Origin of the sequence: Herbiconiux oxytropis, assembly GCF_024979315.1 — a bacterium.
In the GTDB taxonomy this organism is placed as follows: domain Bacteria; phylum Actinomycetota; class Actinomycetes; order Actinomycetales; family Microbacteriaceae; genus Herbiconiux; species Herbiconiux oxytropis.
On the sequence record NZ_JANLCK010000004.1, the window covers coordinates 217755 to 233483 of the forward strand.

At 70.8% G+C, this 15729-nt stretch carries 14 protein-coding genes; 4 read left to right on the plus strand and 10 right to left on the minus strand.

Annotation, left to right across the window (positions count from 1 at the left end; genetic code table 11):
- Positions 1 to 85 precede the first annotated feature (85 nt).
- From N1028_RS09525 to N1028_RS09555, 7 genes are all read right to left on the minus strand, one after another.
- Positions 86 to 460 (minus strand): FKBP-type peptidyl-prolyl cis-trans isomerase, encoded by a 375-nt coding sequence (locus N1028_RS09525; protein ID WP_259527092.1) that lies wholly within the window; start codon positions 458 to 460, stop codon positions 86 to 88.
- Between the two features lie 55 nt (positions 461 to 515).
- Positions 516 to 1691: a PrsW family intramembrane metalloprotease gene (locus N1028_RS09530; RefSeq protein ID WP_259527094.1), complete on the minus strand. Its 1176-nt coding sequence runs from the start codon at positions 1689 to 1691 to the stop codon at positions 516 to 518.
- 63 nt (positions 1692 to 1754) lie between these two features.
- The gene (locus tag N1028_RS09535; protein ID WP_259527101.1) at positions 1755 to 3119 is read right to left on the minus strand and encodes an FAD-binding oxidoreductase; all 1365 of its coding nucleotides are present in this window, start codon (positions 3117 to 3119) and stop codon (positions 1755 to 1757) included.
- On the minus strand, positions 3116 to 4591 hold the full coding sequence (locus N1028_RS09540; protein ID WP_259527104.1) for an aspartate ammonia-lyase: 1476 nt from the start codon (positions 4589 to 4591) through the stop codon (positions 3116 to 3118). The genes N1028_RS09535 and N1028_RS09540 overlap by 4 nt, the downstream gene beginning before the upstream one ends.
- A gap of 8 nt (positions 4592 to 4599) precedes the next feature.
- Positions 4600 to 6003: an aldehyde dehydrogenase family protein gene (locus tag N1028_RS09545; protein WP_259527106.1), complete on the minus strand. Its 1404-nt coding sequence runs from the start codon at positions 6001 to 6003 to the stop codon at positions 4600 to 4602.
- A gap of 23 nt (positions 6004 to 6026) precedes the next feature.
- Positions 6027 to 6263, minus strand: a complete 237-nt coding sequence (locus N1028_RS09550) for a hypothetical protein (protein WP_259527108.1) — start codon at positions 6261 to 6263, stop codon at positions 6027 to 6029.
- 10 nt (positions 6264 to 6273) lie between these two features.
- On the minus strand, positions 6274 to 7461 hold the full coding sequence (locus N1028_RS09555) for an inorganic phosphate transporter (RefSeq protein WP_259527110.1): 1188 nt from the start codon (positions 7459 to 7461) through the stop codon (positions 6274 to 6276).
- A gap of 57 nt (positions 7462 to 7518) precedes the next feature.
- On the opposite strand from N1028_RS09555, the gene N1028_RS09560 reads away from it, so the two are divergent.
- Positions 7519 to 9642: a S9 family peptidase gene (locus N1028_RS09560; protein ID WP_259527111.1), complete on the plus strand. Its 2124-nt coding sequence runs from the start codon at positions 7519 to 7521 to the stop codon at positions 9640 to 9642.
- Between the two features lie 120 nt (positions 9643 to 9762).
- On the opposite strand, the gene N1028_RS09565 is transcribed toward N1028_RS09560, so the two are convergent.
- Complete coding sequence (locus tag N1028_RS09565) at positions 9763 to 11877, minus strand: DEAD/DEAH box helicase (RefSeq protein WP_259527113.1); 2115 nt, start codon at positions 11875 to 11877, stop codon at positions 9763 to 9765.
- 119 nt (positions 11878 to 11996) lie between these two features.
- On the minus strand, positions 11997 to 12332 hold the full coding sequence (locus N1028_RS09570) for a DUF6804 family protein (RefSeq protein ID WP_259527123.1): 336 nt from the start codon (positions 12330 to 12332) through the stop codon (positions 11997 to 11999).
- A gap of 39 nt (positions 12333 to 12371) precedes the next feature.
- Between N1028_RS09570 and N1028_RS09575 the strand changes: the two genes are divergently transcribed.
- Genes N1028_RS09575 through N1028_RS09585 form a run of 3 tightly spaced genes read left to right on the plus strand, consistent with a single transcriptional unit; the run spans position 12372 to position 15113 of the window.
- Positions 12372 to 12770 carry a hypothetical protein gene (locus N1028_RS09575; protein ID WP_259527126.1) on the plus strand — a complete coding sequence of 133 codons (399 nt, stop codon included), beginning with the start codon at positions 12372 to 12374 and terminating at the stop codon, positions 12768 to 12770.
- A 4-nt stretch (positions 12771 to 12774) separates the two neighbouring features.
- Positions 12775 to 13779, plus strand: a complete 1005-nt coding sequence (locus tag N1028_RS09580; protein ID WP_259527135.1) for a carbohydrate kinase family protein — start codon at positions 12775 to 12777, stop codon at positions 13777 to 13779.
- A complete protein-coding gene (locus N1028_RS09585; RefSeq protein WP_259527137.1) occupies positions 13776 to 15113 on the plus strand; it encodes a M20/M25/M40 family metallo-hydrolase in 1338 nt (445 codons plus the stop codon). Before N1028_RS09580 ends, N1028_RS09585 begins: the two co-directional genes overlap by 4 nt.
- Positions 15114 to 15122: 9 nt before the next feature.
- Here N1028_RS09585 and N1028_RS09590 read toward each other — a convergent pair whose 3' ends face one another.
- On the minus strand, positions 15123 to 15707 hold the full coding sequence (locus N1028_RS09590; protein ID WP_259527138.1) for an SGNH/GDSL hydrolase family protein: 585 nt from the start codon (positions 15705 to 15707) through the stop codon (positions 15123 to 15125).
- Positions 15708 to 15729: the final 22 nt, after the last annotated feature.

Genomic DNA, 15729 nt, shown 5'->3' on the forward strand with positions numbered 1-15729 from the left:
CTCCCGGAATCCGGCTATCAATCCTACTCGCCGGATCCCGGTCGGATGTCGCGAACGGGTGGTGACCGCCTGGCGGCGAGCCGGGTTACGGGACGGAGATGAGGTCGATCACGAAGATGAGCGTCTTGCCGGCGAGGAAGTGACCGCTGCCGGCGGGGCCGTAGGCAAGGTGCGGCGGGATCGTGAGCTTGCGGCGGCCGCCGGCCTTCATGCCGGGGATGCCGTCCTGCCAGCCCGCGATGAGGCCGTTGAGGGGGAACGAGATGGTCTCGCCGCGCCCCCAGGAGGAGTCGAACTCCTCGCCGGTGTCGTACTCGACACCGAGGTAGTGCACCTCGACGGTTCCGCCGGGAACGGCCTCGGCGCCGTCGCCCTCGATGATGTCGACGATCTCGAGCGTGGTGGGGGCCGGCCCCTCTGGGGCGTCGAGCTCGGGCTTCTGGAGGTTGGAATCAGTCATGCATCCATCCAAGCCCACCCCGTTCCCGAGTGCAAAAGCCGCGGCCGGATGCGGGTCAGCGGTTCGCGGGGAGCGCAATCGCGAGCGCGCGCCGGTCGGCGGCGAGCTGCTCCAGCAGCGCCGCCTCGTCCTGCTCGGCAGGGTGCGCTCGGCCGATGGAGCCGCGGCCCGAGAGCATCCGCTGCCGGGTGAAGGCGAGCCGGGTGGCGGTGCGGATGAACGAGCGCATCGCGGGCCCGCCCGTGCCGCCGGGGAAACCCTTCGCGAAGCGCAGGGCCTGCGCCCGCCCGGCCCCGGTCGAGAGCAGTTCGACCTCCTGCTCGCTGAACCAGCCCGCCGCAGCGTACTCCTCGAGGCGGGCGCGGGTGAGCCTGGTCTCGGCACGTCGCAGCAGCACCACGAAGACGATGGCGAGGGCGAACAGCGGCACCTGCACCACGAAGTAGAGCAGGAAGAAGCCCTCGATGCCCTCGACGATGAACGTCGAGCCGTTCCAGAGCGCGTGCAGCCCGATCGCGAGGGCGAGCCCCGCCACGAAGATCAGGGCGCCGCGCCAGAACCGGCCGCGCACCGCGAAGCCGAGAGCCACGCCCGTGCAGGCGGTGAACATGACGTGGGCGAAGGGCGACATGATCCCGCGGAGCAGGAACGTGAAACCGAGGCCCACCCCGCCGGACTCGATCAGGGCCTGCCCGAAGTAGAGGATGTTCTCGGTGAAGGCGAACCCCGCGGCCACCGTGGCGCCGTAGACGAGGCCGTCGACGGGCCCATCGAACTGGCGCCGGAAGAACAGCAGCAGGATGAGGATGCCCGCGGCCTTCGCCGACTCCTCCACCACGGGCGCCTGGATGACGGATCCCCACAGCTCGCTCGTGGTGGCCGTGCCGTCGCTCGCCACGAGCACGATCACCTGCACGCTGAAATCGGCGATGAGCGCGATGGCCACCGAGGCGGCGGCGCCCCAGAGGAACGCGAACCACAGCGCGGGCCGCGGCTCGGGCTCCCACCGGTCGATCAGGGTGATGGCACCCACGACCACCGCGAGCGGCAGCAGCGCGAGGATGCCGCTGATGACGAACGCCGCGGGCCCGAGCCCCAGCACGAGGTAGCCCGACACGGCGAGGAACACGAAGCCGAGCACGATGAACCCGATGATCGCGAGCACGAGCGTGGTGGTGTTCGAACGGCGGGCGGCGGCCGCCGACGCGGGCGGCAGGTCGATGTACGTCACGAGCAATCCTCACAGTCGGCAGGGCGCCAGCGTAGCGCAGCGCCCCCTCCCATTACACCTTGCTCAGTACACCTTGCCAGGATTCAGGCGCCCCAGAGGATCGAAGGCCGCCTTGATCCGGCGTTGCAGCGCGAGGCCTTCGGTGCCGAGCTCGCCCTCGATCCAGCGCTTCTTCAAGAGCCCCACCCCGTGCTCCCCGGTGAGGGTTCCGCCGAGCTGCACGCAGGCCTCGAACAGCGCGTCGGCCGCGGCCCACACCTCGTCCGGCACGCCGACGGCGCCGGGCGGCAGCACGAAGTTGGGGTGCAGGTTGCCGTCGCCCGCGTGCGAGACGGTGGGGATCGCGATCCGGTGCTCGCGCGAGATGCGCTCGATGGCGGCGAACATGGCGGCCAGGGCCGACCTCGGCACGCAGACGTCTTCGACGAGCACCTCGCCGCGAGCCTCGAGCGCGGGGTGGAAGCTCCGCCGGAACGCCAGGAGCGCCTCACCGGACGCGGCGTCGTGCGAGACCTCGACTCCCCCGCCGCCGGCCTGCTCGATCACCGCGAGCACGCCGGCCGCCTCGGCGGCCGCCCCGGGGCCGTCGGTCTGCACGAGCACGTAGGCGGCTCCCGGATGCGCGGGCGAACGCCCCAGGTAGGCGGAGACGGCGGCGACCGCCTCTGCGTCCATGAGCTCCATCACGGCCGGCCGGAGCCTCGCCGCGGTGATCGCCGCGCAGGCGGCTGCGGCGGCGGTGACGTCGGAGAAGAAGGCCGACACCGTCTCGACCTGGCCGGCGGGAATCGGGCGGATGCGCACGGTCGCCTCCACGATCACGGCGAGCGTGCCCTCCGAGCCGGTCAGCAGGGCGGTCAGGTCGAACCCCGTGACGCCCTTGACGGTGCGCCGGCCGGTGCGCAGCACGCTGCCGTCGGCGAGCACCGCCGTGAGTCCGAGCACCGCCTCTCGGGTCACGCCGTACTTCGCGCAGAGCAGACCGCCGGCGTTCGTGGCGATGTTGCCGCCGATGGTCGAGATGGCCTTGCTCGCCGGGTCGGGCGAGTAAATGTACCCGTGGGGTGCGAGCGCATCACTGAGGTGCTGGTTGATGACGCCCGCCTCGACCACCGCGAGCTCGTCTTCGAGCGAGACCTCGAGGATGCGGTTCATCCGCCCGAGACCGAGCACGACCGATCCCGGTGTGGCCGTGGCACCGCCGGCCAGCCCGGTCCCGGTCCCGCGGGGCACCACGGGAGCACCGTGCTCATGGGCGATCCGCATCGCGGCCTGCACCTCCTCGAGCGACTGCGGCTCCACCAGGGCGAGCGCGCCGCCCTCGGACCACCAGCCCGACTTGTCGGTCGCGAGCATCCGGAGCACCTCCGGATCGGTGACCACCCGGTCGCCGAGCGCCTCCTGCAGAGCGGCTGCGACGCCGCTCATGCCCGCGGATCCGACGGATCCGACGGATCACCCAGGTCTCGGCCATCCACGATCGGGATGGCCGAGGTGACGGCCTCGAGACCGGACAGCCGGGCGGGCGAGATGAGCTTCGTCACGCGCTCCCTCGTCATCAGGTCGGCCTCCACCACGAGGTCGGCGATGTTGCGATGCGTGAGCAGCGCGGTCTTGGCGAGCGCCGAGGCTGCCGCGTAGCCGATGTACGGGGTGAGGGCCGTCACGACTCCCACCGAGGTCGAGACCATCGTGTCGAGCCGGTCGAGGTTGGCGGTGATGCCGTCGACGCAGTTGATCCGGAGCGTGCGCCAGCCGCCCGTCATCCAGGCCAGGCTCTGCAGCAGGGAGTGCGCGATCACGGGCTCGAACGCGTTCAGCTGGAGCTGACCGCCCTCAGCGGCCATCGTGACCGTCACGTCGGCCCCTGCGACCGAGAACGCCACCTGGTTGACCACCTCGGGGATGACCGGATTGACCTTGCCGGGCATGATGCTCGAGCCGGCCTGCCGGGGCGGCAGCGTGATCTCGCCGAGACCGGCCTGCGGACCGCTCGAGAGCAGCCGGAGGTCGTTGCAGATCTTGGAGAGCTTGATCGCGGTGCGCTTGAGCACGCCGGAGAGGGTCATGAACACGCCGGTGTCGCTCGTGGCCTCCACGAGGTCGGCGGCGGTGACGTGCTCGAAGCCCGTGATCTCACGGAGGTGCCGGCAGACCGTGGCGGCGTAGTTCGGGTCGGCCGTGATGCCGGTGCCGATCGCGGTGGCCCCGAGGTTGATCTCGGTCAGAAGCGGCACGGTGTGCCGCAGCCTGTCGTAGTCCTCGGTGAGGGTCGTGGCGAAGCCGTGGAACTCCTGGCCGAGGGTCATCGGCACCGCGTCCTGCAGCTGCGTGCGCCCCACCTTCAGCACGTTCGCGAACTCGACGCCCTTGGCCGCGAAGGAGTCGCGGAGGAGCGCCTGCTCGGCCATCAGCCGCTCGAGCGAGAACACCATCGCGAGCTTCACGGCCGTGGGGTACACGTCGTTGGTGCTCTGACTGCGGTTGACGTCGTCGAGCGGATGCAGAAGGTCGTAGCGGCCGGGAGCGTGGCCCTGGGCCTCGAGGGCCACGTTCGCGATGACCTCGTTGGCGTTCATGTTGGTCGAGGTGCCGGCGCCGCCCTGGATCACGCCCACCACGAACTGGTCGTGGAACTCGCCCGCCCGGATGCGCGTGCAGGCCTCGTCGATCCACGCGGCCTTCTGCGCATCCAGCACCCCGATCTCGAGGTTGGCGCGCGCGGCGGCCTGCTTGACGATGGCGAGGGCGTTCACGAGATCCGGGTAGACCGAGATGGGCCGGCGCGAGATCGGGAAGTTCTCCAGCGCCCGGAAGGTGTGGATGCCCCACAGGGCGTCGGCCGGGATCTCGACCGCGCCGAGCGAGTCGATCTCGGTGCGGGTGGGTGAATCGGTCACGGTGCTCCTCAGCTCAGACGGCGCAGGAGACCCCGGATGAAGCCGTCCTTCTTCTCGGTGAACGGCGGGTACACGAGCCGCATCGTGTCGGGCGCGAGCCGCTTGTGCAGCACGGCCTTCTCGTGGCTGAAGGTCTCGACGCTGCGGCGTCCGTGATAGGCGCCCATGCCACTCTCCCCCACGCCCCCGAACGGGAGACCCGGCACCGAGAGGTGGGCGACGGGGATGCCGAAGCCCACGGCTCCCGAGGAGGTCTCGGTGAGGATGCGCTTCGCCGCCTGCCTGGACGACGTGAACGCGTAGAGCGCGAGCGGCTTCTCGCCCGAGCGGATGAAGCGGATCGCGTCGTCGAGTCCGGTCACCTCCACGATCGGCAGGATCGGTCCGAAGATCTCCTGCTGCATGACGGGGGCGTCGCGGGCGACGTCGCCGAGCACCGTGGGCGCGAGGTAGCGGGTGCGCGTATCGCTCCGGCCGCCGGTGATCACCTTCTCCCCGCGGAGGAGGCCGGTGAGGCGTTCGAAGTGGCGGTCGTTGATGATCCGGCCGTAGCTCGACGACGTGCGGGGATCGCCGTCGTAGAGCTCGGCGATGGCCTGCACGAGGTGGGGCGCCAGCTGCTCGGCGACCTCGCGGGTGGCGAGCAGGTAGTCGGGCGCCACGCAGGTCTGGCCGGCGTTCATGAACTTGCCCCACGCGATCCGCCTCGCCGCCGCGGACAGGTCGACCGTGTCGTCGACGTAGACGGGCGACTTGCCGCCGAGTTCGAGGGTGACCGGTGTGAGGTGCTCGGCCGCGGCCTTCATGACGATGCGGCCGACCGTGCCGTTGCCGGTGTAGAAGATGTGGTCGAAGCGCTCGGCGAGAAGCTCCGTCGTGATGTCGACGCCTCCCTCGATGACCGCGACGGCCCGCTGGTCGAGGTGCAGCGGCACGAGCTCCGCGAGGAGCGCGGAGGTGGCCGGGGCGAGCTCGCTCGGCTTCAGCAGCACGGCGTTGCCGGCGGCGATCGCTCCCACCACGGGGCCGAGCAGGAGCTGGAGCGGGTAGTTCCACGGGGCGATCACGAGCACGACGCCGAGCGGCTCGAGCATGGTCGAGGCCGAGGCGGGTGCGAGCCCGAGCGGCACGGCCACGCGCTTCGGGCGCAGCCAGCTCTTCAGGCGCGAGAGGGTGTGCTCGATCTCGGAGAGCACGACCCCCACCTCGGTGAGCTGGGACTCGGCGGGGTTCTTGCCGAGGTCGGCGAACAGGGCGTCCTCGATCGCCGCCGAGTTCTCCTCGAGCAGGCGCTTCAAGGCTCTGAGCTGGCCGAGTCGCCAGCTCAGCGGGCAGGTGATGCCCTGGGCGAAGCTCTCGCGCAGCACGGGCACCACGGGGGTTCTCGGAACGACCGTCGACTCCAGAGTCATGTCCCCATCGTAGGAGGGCCGCGCTATCCGTGGAAGAAGGGGACGATCAGATAGATGCCGTAGAGCACGGCGCACGCGCTCAGGCCGAAGCAGACGTACGACAGCACGGTCGCGTACGTCGGGCGCACGGGCTCACCCGACTGCGGGTGGGGCCTCGTGAGGCTGCCGAAGCGCAGACCGAAGGAGTACAGGCTCACCACGAGCGCGGTCGCCACGAGCGAGGCCACCGCCACGATGCCGAACGCGGCCCAGTCGATCATGTCGTGCTCCTCATCGCCGGGCTTTCCGCTTGCGCTTCGTGGCCTTGGGCCCACGCACCACGACGCCAGCCTGGTCGACCTCGCTGATGGCGTTGCCCGAGTCGACCTTGTTGCGGCGCGAGATCACGAAGATCCCCACGATGATGACGAGGCCCACCACGAGGTCGATCAGGAGACCGGCGGGGCCGATGCCCGCCACGAACGCGGCGAGGGCGCCCATGAGGGCCGAGGCGGGCAGCGTGAGCATCCAGCCGATGCCGATGCGGCCAGCGGTGCGCCAGCGCACAGAGGAGCCCTTGCGGCCGAGGCCCGATCCGATCACCGAGCCGGAGGCCACCTGGGTGGTGGAGAGGGCGAAGCCGAGGTGGCTCGACGCCAGGATCGTGGCGGCCGTGCTCGTCTCGGCGGCGAAGCCCTGGGCGGGCTTGACCTCGGTGAGCCCGGCCCCCAGGGTGCGGATGATGCGCCAGCCGCCCATGTAGGTGCCGAGTGCGATGGCGACGGCGCACGAGAGGATGACCCAGAACGAGGGCCCGCTGCCGGTCTCCTGAAGGCCGGCGGCGATGAGAGTGAGGGTGATCACGCCCATCGTCTTCTGCGCGTCGTTGGTGCCGTGGGCGAGCGCGACGAGCGAGGAGGAGAAGATCTGGCCGTAGCGGAAGCGCCCGCGCACTCCGCCCTTCGAAGAGGAGGCGGGCATTCGGGTGATGGCGTAGGCCAGGCGCGTGGCGACGAACGCCACGAGACCGGCCACGACCGGGGCCACGAGAGCCGGCAGGATGACCTTGCTCACGAGCACCGAGTAGTCGACGACGCCGAAGCCCGCGCCCACGACCGCGGCGCCGATGAGGCCGCCGAAGAGGGCGTGCGATGAACTCGAGGGCAGGCCGAACAGCCAGGTCACGAGGTTCCAGACGATCGCGCCGATGAGCCCCGCGAAGATCATCTCCGGCATGATCTGCACGCCGCCGTCGCCCTCTTTGATCAGGCCACCCGAGATGGTGCGCGCGACCTCCGTGCTGAGGAACGCTCCGACGAGGTTGAGCACCGCCGCCAGGGCCACCGCGACCTTGGGCTTCAGCGCTCCCGTGGCGATCGGCGTGGCCATCGCGTTGGCCGTGTCGTGGAAGCCGTTCGTGAAGTCGAAGAACAGCGCGAGCACGATGACCAGCACGACGACGGCCACGGCGAGATCCACCGTGCGATGATGTCACCCGCACCGACCCCGGTCAACTCGACGCCGTAGGCTGAACGGATGCGCGACACTGCTCCGAAGGCCCCCCGGATCCCCCTCGAACGCACACATCACGGCGACACGGTGATCGATCCGTTCGAGTGGCTGCGCGACAAGGAGAACCCTGAGGTGATCGCCTACCTCGAGGCCGAGAACGCCTGGACCGAGCAGGAGACGGCGCATCTCGCGGGGCTCCGGCAGACGGTCTTCGACGAGATCAAGGCCCGCACCCAGGAGACCGATCTCTCGGTGCCCGTGCGCGATGGTGCCTACTGGTACTTCACCCGCACCGCCGAGGGCAGCCAGTACGGCGTGCACTGCCGCGCGCCCATCACGGGCGCGGGCGACTGGACCCCGCCGACCGTCGCCCCCCGTCAGACCCTCCCGGGCGAGGAGGTCGTGCTCGACGACAACGCCGAGGCGGCCGGCCACGAGTTCTACTCGCTCGGCTCGTTCGACGTGAGCCCCGACGGGCGCCTGCTCGCCTACGCCGTCGACACCGTGGGCGACGAGCGCTACACGCTCCGGATCCGCGACCTCACGACCGGAGAGGATCTCGCCGACGAGGTGCGCGACACCTTCCCGGGCGCGGTCTTCTCGGGCGACGGCGGCAGCGTCTACTACCCGACGGTCGACGACTCGTGGCGACCCGACACCATCTGGCGGCATCCGCTCGGCGGGGCGGCGGGAGCCGACGAGAAGGTGTTCACCGAGCCCGACGAGCGCTACTGGGTGGGCGTGGGGCTCACCCGCAGCAAGAAGTACCTCGAGATCGCCGTCGGCTCCAAGATCACGAGCGAGGTGCTGCTGCTCGACACGACCGATCCGGATGCCCGGTTCGAGACGGTCTGGCCGCGCGAGGAGGGCGTGGAGTACTCGGTGGAGCACGCCGTCGTGGGCGGCCGCGACCGGCTGCTCGTGCTGCACAACCGCAACGCCCTGGGCTTCGAGCTGCTCGAGGTCGACCCCACGCGACCGGCCGATCCCGAGGGCTGGCACACCGTGCTGGCCCACGATCCGGCGGTGCGGCTGGAGGACGTGGACGCGTTCGCCCACCACCTCACGATCGACTACCGCCGTGACGGCCTCACCCGGGTCGCGGTGCTGCCGCTCGCCCCGGAGGCCGAGCACATCGACGGAGCCGGCTTCGCCGAGCTGACCTTCGACGAGCCGCTCTACTCGGTGGGGACCTCGGGCAACCCCGAGTGGCTGCAGCCGACCATCCGCTACGGCTACACGTCGTTCGTGACCCCGTCGTCGGTGTTCGACTACGACGTCGCCACGGGTGCGTCGACGCTGCTCAAGCAGCAGCCCGTGCAGGGCGGCTACGACCCCGCGGAGTACGAGCAGAGCCGGGAGTGGGCCACCGCCGCCGACGGCACGCGCGTGCCGATCTCGCTCGTGGCACGCACCGGGCTGCTCGGGTCGGGAGAGCCGCAACCGCTCGTGCTCTACGGCTACGGCTCCTACGAGGCGTCAATCGATCCCGGCTTCTCGGTGCCCAGGCTCTCGTTGCTGGACCGGGGCGTCGTCTTCGCGATCGCCCACGTGCGCGGCGGCGGTGAGCTCGGCCGGCACTGGTACGAAGACGGCAAGACGCTCACCAAGCGCAACACCTTCACCGACTTCGTCTCCTCGGCCGAGCACCTCATCGGCACGGGGCTCACCGCTCCGGATCGGCTGGTCGCCCAGGGCGGGAGCGCCGGCGGGCTGCTGATGGGTGCGGTGGCGAACCTCGCGCCGCACCTGTTCGCGGGCATCCTCGCGCAAGTGCCGTTCGTCGACCCGCTCACCTCGATCCTCGACCCGTCGCTGCCGCTCACGGTGATCGAGTGGGACGAGTGGGGCGACCCGCTGCACGATCCAGAGGTCTACGCCTACATGAAGTCGTACTCGCCCTACGAGAACGTCACCGAGCAGGCCTACCCGCGCATCCTCGCCGTCACGAGCCTCAACGACACCCGCGTGCTCTACGTCGAGCCCGCCAAGTGGGTGGCGCGCCTGCGCGAAGTCGACGCCCCCGTGCTCCTCAAGACCGAGATGACGGCGGGCCACGGCGGCGTCTCAGGCCGCTACGCCCGCTGGCACGAGGTGGCTGAAGAATACGCCTGGCTCCTAGATGTGCTGGGGAGAACCACTCCCTGATCCACCCACTTCCACGGAGACACATACGCAACGGGCCCTACTCGTTGACCCAGGGTGAGCGCGTGGCCGCGAAGCGACCGCACGCGAACATGTCGCGCGCGCCGGGCAGGGACCGGCGCGCTAGCCAGCCAGCGCGCTCCTCAGCAGGCTCACCAGCGCATCGAGCTGCACGCTGTCGGTCGAGCCGATCGCCGCATCCGAGCCGTCGAGGGCTCGGGCGGCGAGGCCCTGCTTGGAGTCGATGAGCTCGGCGATGCGGGTGTCGATGGTCTGGGCGGCGATGATGCGCCACGCCGTCACGGGCTCCTCCTGGCCGATGCGGTGCACGCGGTCGATGGCCTGGGTCTGCTCGGCCGCGGTCCACGAGAGCTCGGCGAGCACGACATTGGAGGCGACCTGCAGGTTGAGGCCCACGCCGGCCGCGGTGAGCGAGCAGACGGCCACGGAGACGTCCGGGTCGGTGTTGAAGGCGTCGATCTCGCGCTGACGCAGAGTGGCCGACTGGTCGCCGCGGATCGAGACCGTCTTCAGCTCCCGCTTGGCGAAGAGCTCCTCCGCCGCGTCCATCACGTCGATGTGCTTGGCGAAGAACACCACCTTGCCCACCGAGCGGGCCAGCTGCGCGGCGTAGTCGGCGGCGAGGCCGGCCTTCGCCGTGCCGATCCGGCGCACCATCGTGAACACGTTCAAGCCGTCTTCGGTGCTCTTGGTGTCCTCGAGCTCCTGGCGCGCCACGAGGCGCATGAGGTCGTCGTCCGGCAGGTCGTCGACCTCGTCGCCGCGCGACGCGGCGCGGGCGGCGATGAGACGGCGGTAGCGCGTGACCAGCCGCGCACCGAGCTCGCGCTCCGCCTCGCGGATGGAGCGGCCGAGGTCGTCGTCGAGCTCCACCGGCAGGTCGACCACGCGCTTGGCCGGCAGGTCGGCCGCCACGTCGATCTTGCGGCGGCGCACGATCCCCATGTCGATCACGGCCTCGCGGGCCTCGGCGAAGAAGCCCGTGTCGGCGGGCGTGAGGCCCACCTCCTCGAGGCGCTCCATCAGCACGGGCGTGGGCTTCGCGCCGTCGATCCAGCCGAGGAACTGCCAGATGGCCCGGAAGTCGTCGACGTCGTTGATGAGAGGCGTTCCGGTGAGCGCCATCATGAGCGGGTTGCCGCCGGGGGCGGTGTGCCGGATGCGATCGGCCAGCGCGAGCACGTTGCGCGAGCGCAGCGACGACATGTTCTTGATGAAGTGCGCCTCATCGACCACCATGCCGCGGAAGCCCATGGTGCCGAGCCACGAGAGGTGGCGGTCGAGCACCTCGTAGTTCACGACGACCACGTCGGCGAACGCATCGAGGTTCTCACCGTCTCCGTTCACCACCGTGGCACGGCGGTGCGGAGTCCAGATCTCGACCTCGCGTGCCCAGTTCATCTTCACGACGTTGGGCACGACGGCCAGGAGCGGGTAGGCGTCGGCGACGGATGCGGCCAGCAGCGACTGGGCCGTCTTGCCGAGTCCGGGCTCATCCGCCAGCAGGAACGTGCGGTGCCCTGCCTGCACGCTCTGCAGGAAGCGGGACTGGTGCACCATGAGGTCGCGCCCGGGGGGCGAGAGGCGGTCGATGGTCGGCGCCTCGGGCAGCTCCATGCTCGCGGCGTTGCCGCCGGCGCCGTACTCGAAGGCGCGGTAGAGCGGGCCGAGCAGCTCCCAGTTGCTGAGGCGTCCGACGCCGTGGGGCCGGGCGGGGGTGAGATCCGGAGCCATGAAGGGGTTGGCGAGCTGGCGGGAGCGCACCGAGGTGGGCACGACCTGGCGCTCGGCGAGCTCGGGCGGCACCACGGTCGCCGTGGGGGTGATGACCTCGGGCTCGTCCTCCGGGACGTCGTAGCCGGCGTCTTCGAGGTACTCGCGGCGGAGCTTCTTGGCCGCGGGCGAGAGCGCCGCGTCGTTCTCGAGCAGCGCGATCAGCGAGGTGTCGCGCGCGGCGGTGCGGGCGAGGATGGAGGCGATGCCGTCGAGCCGCTTGAGCTGCTCGGACCGCTCGGAGTCGCTGAGTGCGGTGTCGGACTTCAGCGACGCGCGCTCCTCGCGCATGAGCAGCGCCACCACGAGGAACTTGGTGCGGTTGGAGGGCGCGACCTTCCCGCGCTGGGCGGCGGCCTCGACCTCGCGCACCTTGCGGGCGAGGATCGGGATCAGACCCGTGTTGTCTGCAGTGCGTGTGCGGCGGTTGCCCGACCTTGACATCGTTCTCCTGGGGAGTGAGGCGGAAGACGGGAGCCCCGTGCGCCTGAGCAACGAGACGTGGAGCCTCGGTCGGTGCAGAGAAGGGCGGTGCACATGAGTGGGACGGCCCGTCGAGGCCTTCAGTCTACGCGATGCACCTTGATGAGCAGACCACTGGCCACGAACACGATCGCCCCGGCCACGTGCGCGATCTGCCAGCCGACCAGCGGCAGGTCGATCGGGAGCACCGGGTTCCAGAGCACCGCGATGGCGGCGAGCAGCGGCACCCACCACCACTGCTTCGCCTGCACGGCGAACACGACCATGATGAGCGCCAGGATGGCGACGACGTAGCGCGCGAGGGTGAACCAGTCGCTGTCGACCACGGCGAGGAAGGCGACGAGGGCGATCGCTCCGAGGATGCCGGGGGCGAGGGCGGGGCGGGTGAAATCCGGGGCGGTCTGTCGCGAGCTCATGTCTCGCCAATCCTACGCGGCGGGCGATATGTTGAGAGCATGACTAATCCTCTGGGGTCCTCGAATCCTCCGTTCGCCGGGCCCGAGGGCCTGTGGACGGCCGATCCGGTCGAGCTCGCCGCCCGCCTGTTCACCTCGGTGTTCGCGGGCCAGGGCGCCGTGCCGCTCCCCCAGAAGGACGTCTCTGACGTGTACTCCGCTCTCGCCGCACTCGGCGGCTACTCGCTCCCCGACGTGCGCTCCGGCAACACGCAGCCTCTCGGCCTCACCGTGCAGCTCGCCCAGGAGTGCATCCTCATCTGGGAGCGCGCCACGGTGGCCACCCGCCTCTCCGCCGGCAGCGGGCCGGTCTCGCACACCATCACGATGCTGCGGTTCGGCCCCGGAGTGCTGCAGTCGGCCGATCCGGTGGCCGCCCTCAAGGCCCGCCTGACCTGATCCGATGGGATCCAGAGCCACCGCCCCCGCGTCTCGTTCCCTGACGCCGGGTGGCGTCGTCGTCTTCGGCGACGTGATCGACGACGTGATCGTCACCCCCGCGCACGAGATCCGCCCCGACACCGACACGACCGCGTCGATCGAGCGGAGGCCGGGCGGCTCGGCGGCCAACGCGGCGGCCTGGTTCGCGCACCTGGGCGAGCGCACCGACTTCTTCGGCCGGGTGGGCGTCGCCGAGGTCGAGCAGCATGCGGCACTGCTCGAGCAGCACGGTGTGCGGGCACACCTGGTCGGTGACCCCGAGCGCCCCACGGGCACGATCGTGATCATCCTCGAGCAGGACCGCACCCGCACCATGCTCACCGAGCGCGGCGCCAATGCCCTCACGAGCGGAGCCGACCTCGACCGCGCGCTGATCGGCCCAGGCACGCACCTGCACTTCACGGCCTACACGATCTTCAGCGAGGCGCTCGACGGCAGCGATCCGGCCGAGCGCTACTCCCTCCTCATCCGCGAGATGCAGGCCGCGGGCGCGACCGTCTCGGTGAACCCCGGATCGGCCGGCTTCATCGCCGATCACGGTGCCGGCCGGCTGCGGGCCGCCATGGCGGGCGCCGACGTGCTCATCCCGAACCTCGACGAGGGCCGGATGCTCACGGGCCGGCACGAGCCGGACGCCGTGGTCGAGGCGCTGCTCGCCGAGCACCCGCTCGTGGCCCTCACCCTCGGCCGCGACGGCGTGCTCGCCGCCCGCCGCAGCGGTGAGCGCGTGCGGGTTCCCGCGCTGCAGCTGACCCCCGTCGACACGACGGGCGCCGGCGACGCGTTCAGCGCGGGCTTCGTGTGCGGACTCCGCTCCACCGGCGGAGTGCAGCACGGCGACCTCCGGGCCGCGGCCGAAGCCGGGGTCCGCACCGCCGCCGAGGCCGTCGGCCGGGTGGGAGCGCGCCCGGTGCCCGGGGTCTCGCCCGCGTCGGTGCGCGCGGCGCCCGTTCCGGCGGCGTCGTGACCGAGCGCGACGAGGAGGCCCTCGAGCGGCTGCGATCGCTGCTCGCCCTCCCCACCATGTCGCGGCTCGACATCGCCGAGGTCGACCGCCCGGTCTTCGAGACCTTCCGCGAGCGGGTCGCCGAGCTCTACCCCGCCCTGCACGCCGAGCTCGAGCGCGAGGTCGTGGCCGGCGGCACCCTGCTCTACCGCTGGGCCGGCCGCGAGCCCGGCCCCGCCGCCGTGCTCATGGCGCACTACGACGTCGTGGCTGCGGATGACGAGGGCTGGACGCATCCGCCCTTCGCCGGCGTGGTCACGGGCACCGGATCCGAGCGCCTGCTCTGGGGTCGCGGGACGCTCGACGACAAGGGCTCGGTCGTGGCGATCCTCGAGGCGGTCGAGCGCCGGGTGGCCGAGGGGCATCGGCCCCGGCACGACGTGCACCTGCTCTTCGGTCACGACGAGGAGACCCACGGCACGGGAGCGGCCGCCGCCGCCGACCTGCTCGTGGGCCGTGGCGTCGAGATCGGTCTCGTGCTCGACGAGGGCGGCGCCGTGGTGGAGAAGCTCTTCCCCACGGTCGACGACCCCGTGGCCGTGGTCGGCGTGAGCGAGAAGGGCACGACCAACTTCACCCTCACCGTGGAGCAGCACGGCGGTCACGCCTCGACTCCCCCGCCCCTCACGGCGACGGCCCGATTGGCGCGCGCCATCACGCGGCTCACGGCGCGCCCGCTCCGGGCCCGGATGAACGACGTCACCGTGCAGATGGTGCAGACGCTCGGGGCGCACGGTCGCGGCCCTCTGCGCTTCGTCTTCTCCCGCGCCCGCGTCTTCCGCCCGCTCCTCACCGCGGTGTTCGCCCGGATGAGCGACGAGACGGCCGCGATCGTGCGCACCACCATGGCGGTCACCCAGCTCTCGGGCTCGCTCGCGGCGAACGCCCTGGCCGAGCGCGCGCGGGCCGTCGTGAACGTGCGGATCGCGATCGGCTCGACCGTCGACTCGACCAGGCGCCACATCGAGCGCGCGATCGGCGACCCTCTCGTGCGGGTCGACGTCGAGGACGCCAACGAGCCCGCACGGGTCTCGAGAAGCGAGGGCCCCGTCTGGGAGCTGCTCTCCGACGCCGTCACCGCCGCCTACCCCACGGCAATCGTCACCCCCTACGTGCAGACGGGGGCCACCGACTCGCGTCGCTTCGCGCCGCACAGCAGCACGGTCTACCGTTTCAGCCCGTTCGAGATGTCGGCCGAGGAGCGCGCGACGCTGCACGCCCGCAATGAGCGGATGCACGTGACGACGTGGTTCACCGGCATCCGCTTCTTCGAGGGGCTGCTCGGCCGCCTGTAGCCCGCGGCTCTAAGCGTTGCCGAGCTCGCTGAGGTCGGGCAGCCGGATCGGACGGCTGGCCGGCGGCAGGTCCTGCACCCGCTCGATCGCCGGGCGGAGCTCGGAGAGCCAGGCTTCGTAGCCGGCATCGTTGAGGTGCAGCCTGTCTTCGGTGTAAGCCGGGTTCAGCTCGCCGTCCGGCTCCGCCATGACGGGCCAGAGATCCAGGTAGTGCGCGCGCACGGTGGCAGCGAACTGCCAGACGTGGCGGTTGATCTCCTTCACGAACTCGGCGTACTCGCGCCCGCGTGGCAGCACCGACTGCAGCAGGATGCGCGCATCCGGCAGTTCGTTGCGGAGGGTCACGAGAATCGTCTCGATGTTCCGCACCACGTGCTCCACGGCGCGGCGGTTCGCCACGTCGTTCGTGCCGATCAGCAGCACGACGGTGTCGGGCTGTTCAGCCGCCACCTCGTCGAGCCGCTCGATCAGTCCCTCGGTCGTGTCGCCCCCCACACCGAGGTTCACGGCCTCGAGTTCGGGGAACCATTCCTGCCAGCGGCCTCCCTCGGTGAGGCTGTCGCCCACGAAGACGGTCTTGGAAACTGCGCTCATCAGAACCTCCGGTTGCGTGCGG